Consider the following 15,681-nt stretch of genomic DNA (forward strand, 5'->3'; position numbering starts at 1 on the left):
TCCGATCCGTCACCGCCTTGCAATTCCTGTTCCCGCCGACCCTCCCTGCAAAACGTGGGACAGCGGGAAAATGCGTCATAAAGGGCTTTTCGTGAGCCCCCGATGTTCCTAAGAACGGCCAAACGCCCGCCGAAAGCCCCGAATCCATGAAGAACGAACCCAAGATCACCCCCGAGCTGATTGCCGCCCACGGGCTCAAGCCCGACGAGTACGAGCGCATCCTGAAGTTGATCGGGCGGGAGCCGACCTTCACCGAGCTCGGCATCTTCTCGGCCATGTGGAACGAGCACTGCTCGTACAAATCCTCGCGCCTCCATCTGAAGGGCCTGCCGACCAAGGCGCCCTGGGTGATCCAGGGCCCCGGCGAGAACGCGGGCGTGATCGACATCGGCGATGGCCAGGCGGTGGTCTTCAAGATGGAGAGCCACAACCACCCGAGCTACATCGAGCCCTACCAGGGCGCGACCACCGGCGTCGGCGGCATTTTGCGCGACGTCTTCACCATGGGCGCGCGCCCGATCGCCTGCCTCAACGCGTTGAGCTTCGGCGCTCCCGAACATGCCAGGACCCGACATCTCGTGTCCGGCGTGGTCGCAGGCGTCGGCGGCTACGGCAATTCCTTCGGCGTGCCGACGGTCGGCGGCCAGGTGCGCTTCCACACCCGCTATGACGGCAACATCCTCGTCAACGCGATGGCGGTCGGCCTCGCCGATACCGACAAGATCTTCTATGCGGCCGCCTCCGGCGTGAACATGCCGATCGTCTATCTCGGCTCCAAGACGGGCCGCGACGGCATCCACGGCGCCTCGATGGCCTCGGCCGAATTCGACGACAAGTCCGAGGAGAAGCGTCCGACTGTGCAGGTCGGCGATCCCTTCGCCGAAAAACTTCTGCTCGAAGCCTGCCTCGAGATCATGGAGCAAGGCTGCGTCATCGCGATCCAGGACATGGGCGCGGCGGGCCTGACTTGCTCGGCGGTCGAGATGGGTGCCAAGGGCGATCTCGGCGTCGATCTCGATCTCGACGCGGTGCCGACCCGCGAGACCGGCATGAGCGCCTACGAGATGATGCTCTCGGAGAGTCAGGAGCGCATGCTCATGGTGCTCAAGCCCGAGAAGGAAAAGCAGGCCGAGGCGATCTTCAAGAAATGGGGCCTCGACTTCGCCGTGGTCGGCTACACCACGCCGAGCAAGCGCTTCGTGGTCAAGCACGGCGGCGACGTCATGGCCGATCTGCCGATCAAGGAGCTCGGCGACGAGGCGCCGCTCTATGACCGTCCGCATGTTCCCTCCACCGCGGTGCCGATCGTGCATGCGCGCGAGGTGCCCGCGCCGATGGCGCTCGGTGCAGCGCTGGAGAAGCTGATCGGCACGCCCGACATGTGCAGCAAGCGCTGGGTCTGGGAGCAGTACGACCACGTCATCCTCGGCAACACCATGCAGCGCCCCGGCGGCGACGCCGCCGTCGTGCGCGTGCAGGACGGGCCGAAGGGCCTGGCGCTGACCGTCGACGTCACGCCGCGCTATTGCGAGGCCGATCCCTATCAGGGCGGCATGCAGGCGGTGGCGGAAGCCTGGCGCAACATCACCGCGGTCGGCGGCAAGCCGCTCGCGATCACCGACAATCTCAATTTCGGCAATCCTGAGCGCCCCGAGATCATGGGCCAGTTCGTCGGCTGTCTGAAGGGCATCTCGGAAGCCTGTCGCACGCTCGACTTCCCGGTCGTTTCCGGCAACGTCTCGCTCTACAACGAGACCAACGGCCGCGCGATCCTGCCGACGCCCTCGATCGGCGGCGTCGGCCTGCTCGACGATTTCACCAAGTCTGCGTCACTCGCCTTCAAGGCCGAGGGCGAGGCGATCCTCCTGATCGGCGACACCCACGGTTGGCTCGGCCAGTCCGTCTACTTGCGCGACGTCTGCGGTCGCGAGGAGGGCGCGCCGCCGCCGGTCGATCTTGCCGCCGAGAAGCGCAACGGCGACTGCGTGCGCGGCATGATCCATGCGGGCACTGCGACTGCCGTGCATGACCTCTCCGACGGTGGCCTGCTGATCGCGCTCGCCGAAATGGCGATGGCAAGCGGCATCGGCGCAAAGCTGCTGGCAGCACCGACTTCGCTCGTGCCACAGGCCTATTGGTTCGGCGAGGACCAGGCGCGCTATCTCGTCACCGTGCCGGAAACGGAAGCCGGCCGCGTGCTCGCCAAGATGCGCGGCTGCGAGGTGCCCTGCGCGCGGATCGGCACCACCGGCGGCGATGCGATCGCGATCGCGGGCGAGGCGCCTGTGTCGATCGAGAGCTTGCGGACGTCGCACGAGCGCTGGTTGCCGGATTATATGGGCGGGAAGGCGGCGTGAGCCGCCTTCACAAACTCACAGCACCCTCGTTGCCCCGGGGATCTGGCGCAAGGCGCGCGTCAGCACCCAACTGAACGCGACCGTCAGCACGAATACAATCGTCGCCTTGACGATCGCTGGCAGGTTATAGTCGAACAGCCAGTATTGCAGCCAAAGCGCGATCGGGTAGTGCACCAGAAATATGCCAAAGGCGTCCGCCTGCATCGGATCGAGTAGCCTGGCCGAGCCCGATTGTTTGAACCTCTGGAAAAAGGCCAGGATCAGAAACATGATGGCCACGCTGAAGACAGCGAAGCAGATGGCATAGAGCCCCTCATACCAGTTCGGCTGCGGTGACGGATTTCCCAGTATTGCGCGCTTGATGAAGATAAGCAGCCAGAGCAGGCAATAGGGAACGATCGCCAGGACCATCCAGTCCCAACTGACCTTTGCCATCCGGCCGTCAGCCGCGAGCAGTCCGCGGTCCAAATTCGCGACGCCGATGCCGGCACCGAAAAAGAAGTAGCTCGCATAAAGCATCACGCGCCCGTGCTGCACCGAGAACGGCCCGAACTCGAACCAGCTGCTTGGCCCAAAATACATCAGTCCGGGGACATAGAACGCTGCGGTGACGGCAAGCATGACCGCGAAAAACACCGCTGGCCGGCGGCGGCCGTGCAGCGAAAGGCGATTGATCGGATCGAGCAGGTTGGGTGACAGTCGATGCAGGATGCAGGCAACCACGTCGAAGGCGAACAGGACCCAGAGGAACCAGATCGGCCCGCTCGGCCACGGGCCCTTCGTGACCATATTCCACCAGAATTCCGAGAAGCCGATCTCGGGATTGTGCCGGAGCGAAATCGCGTAATAGGCGAGCGGAATGATCGTGAATGCGCAAATCACGAACGGCAGCCCAAGCCGCAGCAGGCGATCTGCCAAATAGCTCCGCGCTCCCTTGCGGGCGATGCCTGACCACGCAAACAAGCCCGACAGGAAGAAGAACATCGCCATGAAGAAGCTGTCGGTGGCGAGCACGATCATGTCGAAGCCGAAGAAGGACGTCGGGTCGGTATGACCGAAATAGGTATAGGGGATGACAGCATGGTGCAGCAGCACCACCAGCGTCAGGAAGGTGCGGGCGCGATCGAGCGACAGGTTGCGCGTCTTGCTTTTTGGCGCAGCATGCGCTTCGGCGCCAATCGTCGCTGACTGTGAGATCGTGCTCATGGTTGCCCCGGTCGCGTTTCTGTCCCGGCCGGACTCTGCCGCCGGGAACCCGATTCAGCAAGGGCAGTTTGTGCCGCGACAACCTTCAGTCGTGCGTCTAGGAACCAGTTCTGCACAACGCGGTTAGCGTTTCCGAAACGGGTGAGGGTCACCGATTGCGGTGGCCAGTGTCGCGGAGCTGGCGATGACAATCTTGAAATGGGCATTGATCTTCCTGCTGATTTCGATCGTGGCGGGCGTGCTCGGCTTCACCGGCATCTCGGCCGCCTCGGCCGATGTTGCCCGCTTCCTGTTCTACATCTTCGTCGTGATCTTCCTGGTGCTGCTGATACTCGGGCTGACGATCTTCCGGGCGTAGCGGGGCCGCGCCTCGGCGTTCAATTGCGCGTGAACTGCATCACGCGGGCCTCCAGTTCTGCCAGAAATTCGTCGGCGCGGTCGAACGCAATGAAATGATCGCCACCGCTAACCCATACAAATTCCTTATGCGGGGCGGTGATCTCTTTGAAATATTGCTCGGCGGGTTCGCCCGGCGTCACGCCATCCGCATCGCCCTGAATGAAGAACATCGGGATCGCAAATTCGAACCCGATTGAGGCCATATCGCTCTGAAACATCGGCCCGTTCCGCCCGGTCAGATATTTGGCCGAGAAGGCGGCGCCCCTGCGCCAATTGTACAAATCAAGCAGCGAGACATCCGGCATGAAGAGCGGCGGGACGGGACCGGCGAACCGGAAACCATCGGCGGGCGGCAGACCGAGCCTCTTGCTCCATTTGTCCGCGATCAGGCGATTGTCCGGGGTGAGGGTCGGCTGTGACGCGATCGGCGCCAATTCCGCCAAGGCCTCACGATCGTCGGAGGCTGTCGCGAGCTGTTGCAGGCGCACGCTGGCCACTCCCAGCAACGAGACCCCAATCAGTCTGGCGGCCTTGCGCGGCATCTCGTGCCTTGTGTCGACTGGGAGGAGGCGACCGACGATCGCCCCGGCGTCACAGCGCCAGTGAGCTTAGCCCACTTCCTCGATCTTCACCTTGTCCGGATAGAAGGCGAGATGGCCGGTGATCTCGGTCATCGCGGGGAAGGGCGTTTCGTAGGTCCAGATGGCGTTGTCGAGCGTCTTGCCGTCGGCCTTGATGTTGTAATAGCTGGCATCCCCCTTGTAGGGGCAATGTGTGGTGCGGTCGGTGCGCTCCAGCAGCGCCATATTGGCATCCTCCCGCGGGACATATTGCACCGCCGGATATTTGGCCTCTTTCAGAGTCAGCGCCTTGGTGCTCTCCGCAATCACGACATCGCCGGCCGTGACGCGCACGCGACGGGGGTTCTGGGTGATGGTGATGGGATGGTCCGGACCTGGAAGCTTCATGATTTCACGCCTTTTCGATCAATCTGCCGTGCGCGGCACTTTGTCGTGCCTTTATCCTGATGGGATCACGGATATAGTGCCTGAAGGCGTGACGTAGAAGGCCGTTCACGCTAAGTTTCGCCCTGCCGGCGAGTTTGGCGTTACAGATCCGGATCCCGGCAACGATTCGACGCCGAGGCTGCATGGCAGCCGACACAAGGAGCAAGACCCGAATGCCCATGGACGCCCACGATATCGAGGCGATGATCAAGGCCGCAATCCCCGATGCCGAGGTGACCATCCGTGACCTCGCCGGCGATGGCGACCACTATGCCGCGACCGTAATCTCGGAATCATTCCGCGGCAAATCCCGCGTCCAGCAGCACCAGATTGTCTATCGGTCCCTGCAGGGCCAGATGGGCGGTGTGCTGCATGCGCTGGCGCTGCAAACCGGCGTACCAAGCACTTGAATAGATTGCACCTGACCTGATCGCGCGACGGGGACGATGATGGCGGCTGACAATCCGCGCGGCGCGATGTTTCGCGTGATCGTGCCGAACCAGCCGAGCCGCGTCACCAATGCCGAGCTGTTCTTCGACCTCGTCTTCGTCTTCGCCGTCACGCAGATCTCGCACACGCTGCTGCACCACTTCACGCCGCTCGGCGCGGTCGAGGTTACGCTGCTGTTCCTGGCGGTGTGGTGGGTCTGGGTCTACACCGCCTGGGTCACTAACTGGCTCAACCCCGAGCTGACGCCGGTCCGCATCCTGATCTTCCTGATGATGCTCGGCGGCCTGGTCCTGTCGACGACGATCCCGGGCGCGTTCGACGGCCGCGGCCTCTGGTTTGCCATCGCCTACGCGACCATGCAGGTCGGGCGCACGGCCTTCTGGCTGCTTGTGACCCCGCGTCATCGCACCGCCGTGCGGCACAATGCGATCCGCATTCTGGTCTGGCTTTCCTGCTCGGCAGTCTTCTGGATCCTTGGCGGTCTCGCCCATGGTGAGGAGAGGCTGTGGTTCTGGATCGTGGCGCTAACGATCGAATACGTCTCGCCCGCGGTGCGCTTCTGGGTGCCGAAACTGGGCTTCTCGTCAGTCGATGCCTGGGCCGTCGAGGGCGGCCACATGGCCGAGCGTTGCGCCGGCTTCATCATCATCGCGCTGGGCGAAGCCGTCGTCGTCAACGGCGCGACCTTTGCCGAGCTGGACTGGACCGCGCAGAATATTCTCGCCTTCGTCTCCGCGCTGGTCGGCGCCATCGCCATGTGGTGGGTCTATTTCCACAAGGGCGCGGAGGCGGGCTCAGAGCTGCTCTCGAAGTCCGCAGAGTCTGGCCGCCTTGCGCGGATCGCCTACACCTATCTGCACATGCCGATCGTCGCCGGCATCATCCTGACCGCGGTGGCGGATGAACTGGTACTCAAACATCCGACGGGGCATTCCGACGTCAGGACCATCGTGAGCACGATTGGTGGACCGCTGGTGTTCCTGGTCGGCACCATTCTGTTCAAGCACTCGATCCGCGGCTTCCTCCAGCTGTCCCACGGCATCGGCATCATCCTGCTGATGGCACTGTGGTGGTTCGCCGCCGATCTCTCGCCGCTCTGGCTGTCGGTCGCGACGAGCGTGATCATGGTCGTCGTCGCGGTGTGGGAATCGGTGTCGCTGGGAACGAAGCCGGAAGAAGCCGAGGAGCGTTAAGCTCCCCGAGTGTTCACTCCGCCGCCTCCAGCGCGTGCACCGAGAACATCTTCGCCGCGTCCGTCCAGCTCTCGCGCACACGCCAGCCGGCGCCTTGCGCCAGCGCAGCAAAGCGCTCGAGGCTGTATTTGTAGCTGTTCTCGGTGTGAATGCTCTCGCCCGGCTTGAACGAGAAGCTGGTGCCGAGCAGGCGCACGGTCTGGCTCTTTCGGCTGATCAGGTGCATCTCGATCCGATGGCGCGCCTGATTGTAGATCGCGCCATGGGTGAAGGCGGACAGATCGAAATTGCCGCCGAGCTCGCGGTTGATCCGCACCAGCACATTGAGGTTGAACCGCGCGGTGACGCCGGCCGCATCGTTATAGGCGGCGTGGAGCAGGCGCTCCTCTTTCTCCAGGTCGGCACCGATGATCATCTGCGCGCCTCGACCCAGGATTTGACGGGCACTCTTCAGAAACGCCTGCGCCTCCAGCGGCTCGAAATTGCCAATCGTCGAGCCCGGGAAGAAGCCGACCTTGGGCATCGATGCGACGGCCTTGGGCAGCTCGAACGGCGTGGTGAAGTCGGCGGCCACCGGATAAATGCCGAGCGAGGGGAAATCTCGCTTCAGCCCGTTGGCCTGCGCTTGCAGGAAGTCGCCGGAGATATCGACGGGGACATAGGCCGCGAACTTGCAGTGATTCAGCAGCAACCGGACTTTTGTCGTCGCGCCTGCGCCGAACTCGACCAGCGCCGCATGCTCCGGGATGATTTTTGCGATTTCACTGCCACGCTCCTTCAGGATCGATAGCTCGGTGCGCGTCGGATAATATTCCGGCAGGCGTGTGATTGCCTCGAACAGCTCCGATCCGGTTGCGTCGTAGAAATATTTCGGCGACAGCTTTTTCGGCTGCTGCGAGAGGTCCCCGATGGCCTCGCGGGCGAAGGCAGTCGTCTGCTCGTCGGGGAGATGGGCTTCGGCCAAAGCGCTGGCGTGCACATTCATGATACTCTCCTGAACGCGCTGTCCGGCGCGCGGTTGTCGTCGGATGAGACTTCAAAGACTTCAGACGTAATCGGCGAGCCGCAATCCCGTGAATTGCCAGCGGTGGTGCGGATAGAAGAAGTTGCGATATGTGACGCGGCTGTGACCGTCGGGCGTCGCAAGTGAGGAGCCGCGCAGCACCAGCTGGTTGACCATGAACTTGCCGTTGTACTCGCCGAGCGCGCCCTCAATGGCGCGGTATCCGGGGTAGGGTGAATACGAAGAACGCGTCCACTGCCAGACGATCCCGAAGGCGTCGTTGAGCTGGCCGGCGCGAGCCGCGACCTCCCACTCCGTCTCGGTCGGCAGATGCTTTCCGGCCCAGCGCGCAAACGCATCGGCTTCGTAATAGCTGACATGGCAGACGGGCGCGTTGGGATCGACCGGCTTGAGGCCGGCCAACGTCATCACCTGCCATCCGCCATCGACCTCGCGCCAATGGCCCGGAGCTTGCCAGTCTTCCTTGCTGGCGGCGGCGAAGCCGTCCATCAGCCACAGCGTCGCGGCCCGGTAGCCGCCATCGCGCATGAAGGCGAGCCATTCGCCATTGGTGACGAGATTGCGCGCGACCTTCACGGGGCCGACCAGAGCCCGATGCGCCGGCTTCTCGTTGTCGAAATGGAAGCTATCGTCGACGTGGCCGACGGTGTGGATGCCTTCGTTGAGCGTCAGCCAGTCGTCGCCGGTGCCCGTCGCGGCCGGAAAGCGCCAGTTCGTGTCGTAAGCCGGATAGACAGGGTTCTGCGCGAAGGCGTGCAGGATGTCGGTCAACATCAATTCCTGATGCTGCTGCTCGTGGTTCAGCCCAACCTCGACCAGTGGCGCCAGAGCGCGGAGCTTGTCTTCTCCAGCCTCGCGGAAGAATTTGACGACCGCCGCATCGACATGACTGCGATAGGCGCCGACCTCGTTGGCGCTGGGCCGGGTGATGTCGCCGCGATGATTGCGGGCATGGCGGGGGCCGGCGCTGACGTAATAGGAATTGAACAGGAAGGCGAAGTCAGGGTGGAAGGGCTGGTAGCCAGGGGCGTGCGCGCCGAGCAGGAACTGCTCCCAGAACCAGGTGGTATGGGCCCGATGCCATTTTGCGGGGCTCGCATCCGGCATGGACTGGATCTGCTGGTCTTCGGGCGAGAGCGGCGCTGACCGACGCTCGGTCTCGTTACGGACGGCAAGAAAGGAGTCCTGAAGCCGCTGGGCAAGGCTGCCCTGGTCGGAAGTGGGTGACGAAAGCGGCGGACTGGCCGGTGCGGAGGCTTGTTTCGTCACGTTTTTCTCCAGGCAGCACAAGAGAACGTTGTTGGCGATACCCGGTTCCAAAACCAAGGTTCGTCCTAGATAGGGGCTCCGTGACGGTATGAAAGTCCTCCCCGGCGATGATATTCGTGCCATCATGCAATGGGGCCGGGGCCATCAGGCCCGGTCCCCAGAGGCTGTTCGCCGCCATTTTACTTTGGATGCACAACGGTTTGGGCTACATATATAGGCAGGTATCGGGTTAGATCGGCTGAGCCGGCCCGAAGCAATTGGTGAGGGCTCTGCCCCAAAAGGACACGGATATGAGCATCGCGGAATTCATCGACAACGAAGTGAAGTCGAACGACGTGGTTCTGTTCATGAAGGGTACGCCGCAATTTCCGCAGTGCGGTTTCTCCGGCCAGGTGGTCCAGATCCTCGACCATATCGGCGTCGGTTATAAGGGCCTCAACGTGCTCGAATCCGCCGAGCTCCGTAACGGCATCAAGGACTTCTCGAACTGGCCGACCATTCCGCAGCTCTACGTGAAGGGCGAGTTCGTCGGCGGCTGCGACATCATCCGCGAGATGTTCCAGGCCGGTGAATTGCAGCAGCTCTTCTCCGAAAAGGGTGTCGCGATCGCGGCCTGATATGTGACGGTGCTGACGCGCCGGATCGGCGACGTTCAGCTCAAGGTCATCATTGCCAACATCACTACGCTAAGCGTTGACGCCATCGTCAACGCCGACAAGACGTCGCTCCTTGGCGGAGGCGGCATCGATGGCGTGATCCATCGGGCGGGCCGGTCTTACGGACGTTTTGGCGCGACACGGCAGCCCTTGTGCATGATGACGCGGTCAGTACACTCCGCCGGGCCATGTTCCGGGGAGGGGATATGATTTTACGTTTTGGACGATTTGCTTTGGTCTGCGGTGCGTTTGTATCGCTTGGCACGATGTCGCTGGCGCGCGCGGAAGGCACCTACGAGATTCCAGCGGGCGCGCATTTCAATCCGGACAAGCTCGCCAAAATCAGCGAGTTCTTCAAGAACGAGGTCGCGACCGGCAAGATCGCCGGCGCAACCGTGCTGATCAAGCAGAAGGGCAAGCCGGTCTATCACGAGGCCTTCGGCGTGCAGGACGTGGTCAGCAAAGCGCCGATCACCGACAAGACGATCTTCCGCCTGTTCTCGATGAGCAAGGCGATCACCTCGGTGGTCGCGATGAAAATGCTCGAGGATGGCAAGATCAAGCTCGACGATCCCGTCTCCAAATACATCCCGTCCTTCGCCAATGTGAAGGTCGGCGTCGAGAAGAAGGCCGACGACGGCACCAAGTCGCTCGAGCTGGTGCCGCCAAACCGGCCGATGAATGTGCACGATCTGATGACGCACACCTCGGGCGTCACCTATGGTTTCTATGGCGACACTCTGGTTCGCAAGGCCTATCGCGATGCCAAGATCTATGACGGCGATTTCGACCTGGCCGAGTTCGCCGAGCGCATCGCAAAACTGCCGCTGCACAATCAGCCGGGCGCGCTCTGGCAGTACGGCCATTCCACCGATATTCTCGCGCGGGTTATGGAAGTCGCGGCGGGCAAGCCGCTGCTCGACATTGAACAGGAGTTGCTGCTAGGTCCGCTCGGCATGGTCGACACCGGCTTCCTCGTCACCAATCCCGAGAAGCAGAAGCTGCTGGCGCAGCCGGTGCCAAACGACAGCGATTTCCGGGTCGGCCATGTCAACGATCCGACGGTCGTCAAGAAGATCCAGTTCGCCAGCGGCGGCATGGTGACGACCATGGCCGATTATGAGCGCTTTGCGCAAATGCTGCTCAACGGAGGCAGCCTCGACGGCAAGATTATTCTCAAGCCCGAGACGTTCAAGTTGATGGTGACCGATCAGGTTGGCCCCGGCTCCGGCGTGGATCGTGACTATTTCTACTTCCCCGGCGACGGCTTTGGTTTTGGCCTCGGCCTCGCGGTCCGCACCGATGCCGGCAATGCAAAGCCGCCGCCGCCCGGCGATCTCGGGGAATTGAAGTGGGATGGCGCCTCCGGCTGTTATTTCGTGATCGATCCCAAGCAGGACATGTTTTTTGTGCTGCTGGAGCAGACCCCGACCGAGCGCCAGCGCATCCAACGGACATTGAAGCAACTGGTCTATGAAGCCATGGAGAAGTGACATGTTCGGGCGCCGCGGGCTGATTGCGGCGCTCGTTCTTTTGTTCGGCGTCGTCGGTGCGCAAGCGGGCTCCGAGAATCGCGCGCACAGCTTTACGCCGGAAGGCCTCTCAAAAGTCTCCGACTACATCAGGAACGAGATCGCGACCGGCAAGGTTCCCGGTGCGATCCTGCTGCTTCAGCAGCATGGCAAGCCGGTCTATTATGAGAATTTCGGCGTTCGTGACGCGGCGACCGAGATATCGATGAGTGCGGACACGATCTTCCGCCTGTATTCGATGTCGAAGCCGATCACTTCTGTCCTGGCGATGATGCTGGTCGAGGAGGGCAAGCTTGCGATCGGCGATCCTGTCTCAAAGTACATTCCGGCCTTTGCCGGCATGAAGGTCGGCGTGGAGAAGAAGGCCGAGGACAACAAGGTTTCGCTGGAGCTGGAGCCGCTGAACCGTCCGGTGACGATCGAGGATTTGATGCGCCACACCGCCGGGCTGCCTTACGGCTATTATGGCGGGGGCCTGGTGAACAAGCTCTATGCGGACGCCGGTCTGTTCGACAACGACGATCTGACCAACGCCGAACTCGTCGCGAGGATCACCGCCCTGCCGCTCGCCGAGCAGCCCGGCACGATCTGGGATTACGGCCACTCCACCGATGTACTCGGCCGTATCATCGAGGTGATATCGGGGAAATCGCTGCTTCAGTTCGCGAAGGAGCGGCTGCTTGATCCACTCGGAATGAAGGACACCGCGTTCTATGTCGCCGATCCCGCCAACTGGCCGCGCATCGCCGAGCCGATGCCGGAGGATCGCGCGATCAGCCCGATAACGCAGGTCCGTGATCCCCGAAAACCACTGAGATGGGAGTCGGGCGGCGGTGGCCTGGTCGGCACCGTCGGCGACTATGCGCGCTTCTCGCAGATGCTGATCAACGGCGGCACCCTCGAAGGCCGGCGCTATCTCAAGCCGGAGACAATTGCGCTGATGGCGTCGGATCACCTCGGCCCTGAAACCCACATCGAGCGCGACAGGAACTATTACCCGGGGGAAAGCTCCGGCTACGGCCTCGGCGTCGCCGTGCGCACGTCCGTGCCGCCCGGCACCTCCTGGCCGCTTGGCGAATATCGTTGGGACGGCGTCGGCGGCACCTTCTTCTTCATCGATCCCGAGGACGATCTGTTCGGGATCTTCATGGTGCAGACCCCGTCACAGCGCGGCCGGATTCAGCTCGCGCTGAAGACGCTGATCTATCAGGCGATGGGGCGGTGATCGCGTTTGGCTCGTCGCCCGGATGGAGCGAAGCGCAATCCGGGATTCTCACCGCCGAAAGACTGCCCCGGATTACGCTGCGCTCCATCCGGGCTACAAGAGCCAGCTACGCCCCGCGCACGATCTCTCTGACGTGCCCGATCATCTCCTCGATCTGACTCGCATTGACGTCGAGATGGGTGCAGGCGCGGATGCGGCCGTCCATCATCGCGAGCGTCACGCCGCGCTGACGCAGTGCGGCGACCATCTTCTCGCCCGCGACACCGGCGCCGTCGGGCTTGAAGAACACGAGATTGGTCTCGGGCTCCTGCACCTCGACGCCCGAGATCTGCGACAGCCCGCGGGCGAGTGCGCGTGCATTGGCATGATCGTCAGCAAGACGATCGACGTGATGATCGAGCGCGTAGATACAGGCGGCGGCACAGACGCCGGCCTGCCGCATCGAGCCGCCGAGGCGCTGCTTCCACTGCCACACCGCGTCGATGAATTCGCGCGAGCCCGCGAGCACGCCGCCAATCGGCGCGCCCAGCCCCTTGGAGAAGTCGATCCAGGCCGAATCCCAGCCTGCGGTCATGTCGCGCGGGGAGATGCCGGTCGCCACGGTGGCATTGAGCAGCCGGGCGCCGTCCATGTGGGTGACGAGGCCGTGTTGCCTGGCGATCGCGACGATCTCGTCGAGCGCGGCCTTTTTCCAGATCGTGCCGCCGCCGATATTGGCGGTCTGCTCGACGCTGACGACCGTCTGCGTCGGCTGGTAGCGCGTGCGCGGGTGTAAGGCCTTGCGGAGCGTCTCCGGCGTGAACTGGCCGTCGGCGCCCTTGAGCTGCGTGACCTGGAAGCCGCCGATCGCGGCATGTGCGCCGCCCTCGCGGGCGATGATGTGCGCGCTCTCATGCGCGAGGATCTCGTCGCCGGGGCGGCAATGCACCAGCGTCGCGGTGACGTTGCACATCGTGCCCGAGGGCATGTAGACGGCCGCCTCCTTGCCCATCAGTTCGGACACGCGCTCGCACAGCGCATTCACGGTCGGGTCGTCGCCGACCTGCTCGTCGCCAACTTCGGCCCGCGCCATCGCCTCGCGCATCGCAGCCGTCGGTTTGGTCTGCGTGTCCGAGAGCAGATTGATGCGCACCGGCGGTGCCTTGGGATCAATCGGGGGAGGGGTGTAGAGCATGCGACGGCTCCTCAAACCAATGCGGCCACTGAAGTGTGGCTCTTAAGCAAAAAGGCCCCGGCGAACCGGGGCCTTTCGATATTCAGATATTAGCGCGAATAGAATTCGACGACCAGATGGGGCTCCATCTGCACCGGGAACGGCACGTCGGAGAGGCCGGGGATGCGCACGTACTTTGCGGTCATCTTGCCGTGGTCGACTTCGAGATAGTCGGGCGTATCGCGCTCGGGAAGCTGGCTGGCTTCGAGAACGTGCGCCAGCTGCTTGGAGGCTTCCTTCACCTCGATCACGTCGCCGATCTTGATCTGGTAGCTCGAGATGTTGACCTTGCGGCCGTTCACCTTGATGTGGCCGTGGTTGATGAACTGGCGCGCGGCGAAGATCGTCGAGACGAACTTGGCGCGGTACACGACCGCGTCGAGACGACGCTCGAGCAGGCCGATCAGGTTCTCGCCGGTGTCACCCTTGAGGCGGCTGGCCTCGACATAGATGCCGTGGAACTGACGCTCGCTGATGTTGGCGTAGTAGCCCTTCAGCTTCTGCTTGGCGCGCAGCTGCACGCCGAAGTCGGAGAGCTTGCCTTTGCGGCGCTGGCCGTGCTGGCCGGGGCCGTACTCGCGGCGGTTGACGGGGCTCTTCGGGCGGCCCCAGATGTTCTGGCCCATACGGCGATCGAGTTTGTACTTCGCCTCACTGCGCTTAGTCATCGCGTCCTCTTCGGTTGCATGGTTTGAGGAAACGCGCCCTCCTGGGTGACGGGCTAGCCCGGCACTGACAGGTCCGATCCCCAAAGCTCGGAGGGAGAGGACCACGGGTCGCGAAACGCTTCGCGGGCCGAAATCGGCCCGCGAGCAAGGGGCTTTTAGGAGAGTTCGGGCCGATTTGTCAATGCGAATGGCCCGGAATCAGGTCGCGATCGTCCGGATCGGCTTGGGGCCGGCCGCGCGCAATTCGGCAGTGATTTCAGTGTTCAGCACCTGTTCCAGCCGGGTCAGGACCCGGGCAATGGGGGCGGCATCCGTGACCCGGTGATCCCAGCGGATCACGACATGGATGGTCTGGTCAGGCTCGACCAGGCCATAGCTGACGATGTAGGGGCCAGGCGTGATGGGATGGAGCTCGCCGCCGCCATAGGCAGCCACCGAGCTCACCGCGAAGCTGCCGAACCAGTTGCCGCGCTGCCGGCCGAAATTTAAGCCCACCGCCCAGGACAGGCGCCGCAGCGGCAGCGGCAGCCGGGTCGCCCGCATGATCTTGCGAAACATGGGGACGTCATCGATCGGCGCCGTCTTGGCGCGCCGGATCTCGGCGTCGATTTCGGCCAAGGCCATGGCCTCGGGGCCTGCGATCCGCTGCAACAGCACGCATTCCTCACCGTCCTCGACCCGGGCGACGGCGACTGAGGCCACGCTCTTCGGCAGCTCGAACAGCATTGGCCAGGGCCATTTGACATAGACCGTGCGCAGGACCGGCTCGTCCCTGGCCACCAGGGCGAACGCCTTGACGAACATCGCAGCCCAGCCGGCTGGCGCCATCGCGCCTGCGCGGGCCTCCAGCAGGGGCCGGATGTCGAGCGAGCGGGACAATGAGACGAACGGTACGCCCATCGAGGCGCGCATCAGGTCGATAATCAGGCGGCGCGGCAGCGAAATGTTCTTGGGTTGACCGCGCATCGTTCTCCGGTTCCCGCGGACTGAAAAAATGGGGGATGGCGAGGGGACCTTTCGCTCGCCGCCTGCTCTAGCACGAACCAACCCGCTTGGGGGCGGATCGGTTCGCTGCATCAAGGCGCCGGCGAGGCCAGCGGCTTGGTCTTGTCGTAGATATAAATACCAATGATTTTCAATGATTTATCGCCATGGGTCTTGGCGTCATGAACGACACCAGCCGGGATCACGTAGGAATCGCCGGCCTTCAGGTGCTTGTCCGGCTGGCCCTCGACGAGCAGGTCGGCCTCGCCTTCCAGGACGTAGCCGGTCTCGATCCCAGGATGGGTATGGCGGCCGGCTGCGCCGCCCGGCGGCACCTCGGCCACCGCGGTCACCGTGGTGTAGCCCTCCGGGAAATCGATCTTCTGAAGCGGGGTGCGCTTGATGCCGGGCTGCTGGGCAAAGGCCGCGACGGCGAGACCGGTGAAAGCGAGAACGAGAAGGCTCTTTTTGAGCATTGATTGTTTCCTCCCTGGAACG

The 15,681-nt window shown here is 63.1% G+C and carries 16 protein-coding genes and 1 pseudogene; 8 read left to right on the top strand and 9 right to left on the bottom strand.

Annotation, left to right across the window (positions count from 1 at the left end; genetic code table 11):
• The first annotated feature begins 146 nt into the window (after positions 1–146).
• Positions 147–2,357 carry a phosphoribosylformylglycinamidine synthase subunit PurL gene (gene purL / locus ABIA96_RS26090; RefSeq protein ID WP_354139907.1) on the top strand — a complete coding sequence of 737 codons (2,211 nt, stop codon included), beginning with the start codon at positions 147–149 and terminating at the stop codon, positions 2,355–2,357.
• Positions 2,358–2,372: 15 nt separating this feature from the next.
• Here purL and ABIA96_RS26095 read toward each other — a convergent pair whose 3' ends face one another.
• Positions 2,373–3,563, bottom strand: coding sequence for an acyltransferase family protein (locus tag ABIA96_RS26095; protein ID WP_354139908.1), 1,191 nt, complete (start codon positions 3,561–3,563; stop codon positions 2,373–2,375).
• A 184-nt stretch (positions 3,564–3,747) separates the two neighbouring features.
• Here ABIA96_RS26095 and ABIA96_RS26100 point away from each other — a divergent pair, with 184 nt between their 5' ends.
• The gene (locus tag ABIA96_RS26100; protein WP_148742381.1) at positions 3,748–3,921 is read left to right on the top strand and encodes a DUF1328 domain-containing protein; all 174 of its coding nucleotides are present in this window, start codon (positions 3,748–3,750) and stop codon (positions 3,919–3,921) included.
• A gap of 19 nt (positions 3,922–3,940) precedes the next feature.
• Here ABIA96_RS26100 and ABIA96_RS26105 read toward each other — a convergent pair whose 3' ends face one another.
• Both ABIA96_RS26105 and ABIA96_RS26110 read right to left on the bottom strand, forming a co-directional pair.
• Entirely contained in the window at positions 3,941–4,504 is a 564-nt protein-coding gene (locus ABIA96_RS26105; RefSeq protein WP_354139909.1) for an alpha/beta hydrolase family protein, read from the bottom strand.
• Between the two features lie 66 nt (positions 4,505–4,570).
• A complete protein-coding gene (locus ABIA96_RS26110) occupies positions 4,571–4,930 on the bottom strand; it encodes a DUF427 domain-containing protein (RefSeq protein ID WP_354139910.1) in 360 nt (119 codons plus the stop codon).
• 212 nt (positions 4,931–5,142) lie between these two features.
• Between ABIA96_RS26110 and ABIA96_RS26115 the strand changes: the two genes are divergently transcribed.
• The gene (locus ABIA96_RS26115; protein ID WP_148751469.1) at positions 5,143–5,379 is read left to right on the top strand and encodes a BolA/IbaG family iron-sulfur metabolism protein; all 237 of its coding nucleotides are present in this window, start codon (positions 5,143–5,145) and stop codon (positions 5,377–5,379) included.
• 39 nt (positions 5,380–5,418) lie between these two features.
• Complete coding sequence (locus tag ABIA96_RS26120; protein ID WP_354140051.1) at positions 5,419–6,612, top strand: low temperature requirement protein A; 1,194 nt, start codon at positions 5,419–5,421, stop codon at positions 6,610–6,612.
• 13 nt (positions 6,613–6,625) lie between these two features.
• On the opposite strand, the gene egtD is transcribed toward ABIA96_RS26120, so the two are convergent.
• Both egtD and egtB read right to left on the bottom strand, forming a co-directional pair.
• The gene (gene egtD / locus ABIA96_RS26125) at positions 6,626–7,597 is read right to left on the bottom strand and encodes an L-histidine N(alpha)-methyltransferase (RefSeq protein ID WP_354139911.1); all 972 of its coding nucleotides are present in this window, start codon (positions 7,595–7,597) and stop codon (positions 6,626–6,628) included.
• A 60-nt stretch (positions 7,598–7,657) separates the two neighbouring features.
• A complete protein-coding gene (gene egtB, locus ABIA96_RS26130; RefSeq protein ID WP_354140052.1) occupies positions 7,658–8,956 on the bottom strand; it encodes an ergothioneine biosynthesis protein EgtB in 1,299 nt (432 codons plus the stop codon).
• 239 nt (positions 8,957–9,195) lie between these two features.
• On the opposite strand from egtB, the gene grxD reads away from it, so the two are divergent.
• The 4 genes and pseudogenes from grxD to ABIA96_RS26150 all read left to right on the top strand — a co-directional run bounded on the left by grxD (position 9,196) and on the right by ABIA96_RS26150 (position 12,318).
• Complete coding sequence (gene grxD, locus ABIA96_RS26135) at positions 9,196–9,522, top strand: Grx4 family monothiol glutaredoxin (protein WP_354139912.1); 327 nt, start codon at positions 9,196–9,198, stop codon at positions 9,520–9,522.
• 3 nt (positions 9,523–9,525) lie between these two features.
• Positions 9,526–9,672: pseudogene (locus ABIA96_RS26140) on the top strand (O-acetyl-ADP-ribose deacetylase); the annotation flags it as partial.
• A gap of 95 nt (positions 9,673–9,767) precedes the next feature.
• Positions 9,768–11,054 carry a serine hydrolase domain-containing protein gene (locus ABIA96_RS26145; protein ID WP_354139913.1) on the top strand — a complete coding sequence of 429 codons (1,287 nt, stop codon included), beginning with the start codon at positions 9,768–9,770 and terminating at the stop codon, positions 11,052–11,054.
• Position 11,055: 1 nt separating this feature from the next.
• On the top strand, positions 11,056–12,318 hold the full coding sequence (locus tag ABIA96_RS26150) for a serine hydrolase domain-containing protein (protein WP_354139914.1): 1,263 nt from the start codon (positions 11,056–11,058) through the stop codon (positions 12,316–12,318).
• Between the two features lie 106 nt (positions 12,319–12,424).
• On the opposite strand, the gene ABIA96_RS26155 is transcribed toward ABIA96_RS26150, so the two are convergent.
• The 4 genes from ABIA96_RS26155 to ABIA96_RS26170 all read right to left on the bottom strand — a co-directional run bounded on the left by ABIA96_RS26155 (position 12,425) and on the right by ABIA96_RS26170 (position 15,659).
• Positions 12,425–13,492 (bottom strand): threonine aldolase family protein, encoded by a 1,068-nt coding sequence (locus ABIA96_RS26155; protein ID WP_354139915.1) that lies wholly within the window; start codon positions 13,490–13,492, stop codon positions 12,425–12,427.
• Positions 13,493–13,581: 89 nt separating this feature from the next.
• Positions 13,582–14,199 carry a 30S ribosomal protein S4 gene (rpsD, locus tag ABIA96_RS26160; protein ID WP_354139916.1) on the bottom strand — a complete coding sequence of 206 codons (618 nt, stop codon included), beginning with the start codon at positions 14,197–14,199 and terminating at the stop codon, positions 13,582–13,584.
• Positions 14,200–14,397: 198 nt separating this feature from the next.
• Positions 14,398–15,165 (bottom strand): acyltransferase, encoded by a 768-nt coding sequence (locus ABIA96_RS26165; protein ID WP_354139917.1) that lies wholly within the window; start codon positions 15,163–15,165, stop codon positions 14,398–14,400.
• A 110-nt stretch (positions 15,166–15,275) separates the two neighbouring features.
• A complete protein-coding gene (locus tag ABIA96_RS26170) occupies positions 15,276–15,659 on the bottom strand; it encodes a cupin domain-containing protein (RefSeq protein ID WP_354139918.1) in 384 nt (127 codons plus the stop codon).
• Between the last annotated feature and the right edge of the window lie 22 nt (positions 15,660–15,681).

The organism is Bradyrhizobium sp. LB11.1, assembly GCF_040549385.1.
In the GTDB taxonomy this organism is placed as follows: Bacteria; Pseudomonadota; Alphaproteobacteria; order Rhizobiales; family Xanthobacteraceae; genus Bradyrhizobium.

What these genes read in the sequence shown, in the direction of transcription:
- ABIA96_RS26145 (WP_354139913.1), top strand. Translation starts at nt 9,768, where the DNA reads ATGATTTTACGTTTTGGACGATTTGCTTTGGTCTGCGGTGCGTTTGTA.
- rpsD (WP_354139916.1), bottom strand. Translation starts at nt 14,199, where the DNA reads ATGACTAAGCGCAGTGAGGCGAAGTACAAACTCGATCGCCGTATGGGC.
- ABIA96_RS26170 (WP_354139918.1), bottom strand. Translation starts at nt 15,659, where the DNA reads ATGCTCAAAAAGAGCCTTCTCGTTCTCGCTTTCACCGGTCTCGCCGTC.
- ABIA96_RS26095 (WP_354139908.1), bottom strand. Translation starts at nt 3,563, where the DNA reads ATGAGCACGATCTCACAGTCAGCGACGATTGGCGCCGAAGCGCATGCT.
- ABIA96_RS26110 (WP_354139910.1), bottom strand. Translation starts at nt 4,930, where the DNA reads ATGAAGCTTCCAGGTCCGGACCATCCCATCACCATCACCCAGAACCCC.
- ABIA96_RS26115 (WP_148751469.1), top strand. Translation starts at nt 5,143, where the DNA reads ATGCCCATGGACGCCCACGATATCGAGGCGATGATCAAGGCCGCAATC.
- grxD (WP_354139912.1), top strand. Translation starts at nt 9,196, where the DNA reads ATGAGCATCGCGGAATTCATCGACAACGAAGTGAAGTCGAACGACGTG.
- ABIA96_RS26150 (WP_354139914.1), top strand. Translation starts at nt 11,056, where the DNA reads ATGTTCGGGCGCCGCGGGCTGATTGCGGCGCTCGTTCTTTTGTTCGGC.
- ABIA96_RS26105 (WP_354139909.1), bottom strand. Translation starts at nt 4,504, where the DNA reads ATGCCGCGCAAGGCCGCCAGACTGATTGGGGTCTCGTTGCTGGGAGTG.
- ABIA96_RS26120 (WP_354140051.1), top strand. Translation starts at nt 5,419, where the DNA reads ATGGCGGCTGACAATCCGCGCGGCGCGATGTTTCGCGTGATCGTGCCG.
- egtD (WP_354139911.1), bottom strand. Translation starts at nt 7,597, where the DNA reads ATGAATGTGCACGCCAGCGCTTTGGCCGAAGCCCATCTCCCCGACGAG.
- ABIA96_RS26165 (WP_354139917.1), bottom strand. Translation starts at nt 15,165, where the DNA reads ATGCGCGGTCAACCCAAGAACATTTCGCTGCCGCGCCGCCTGATTATC.
- purL (WP_354139907.1), top strand. Translation starts at nt 147, where the DNA reads ATGAAGAACGAACCCAAGATCACCCCCGAGCTGATTGCCGCCCACGGG.
- ABIA96_RS26155 (WP_354139915.1), bottom strand. Translation starts at nt 13,492, where the DNA reads ATGCTCTACACCCCTCCCCCGATTGATCCCAAGGCACCGCCGGTGCGC.
- ABIA96_RS26100 (WP_148742381.1), top strand. Translation starts at nt 3,748, where the DNA reads ATGACAATCTTGAAATGGGCATTGATCTTCCTGCTGATTTCGATCGTG.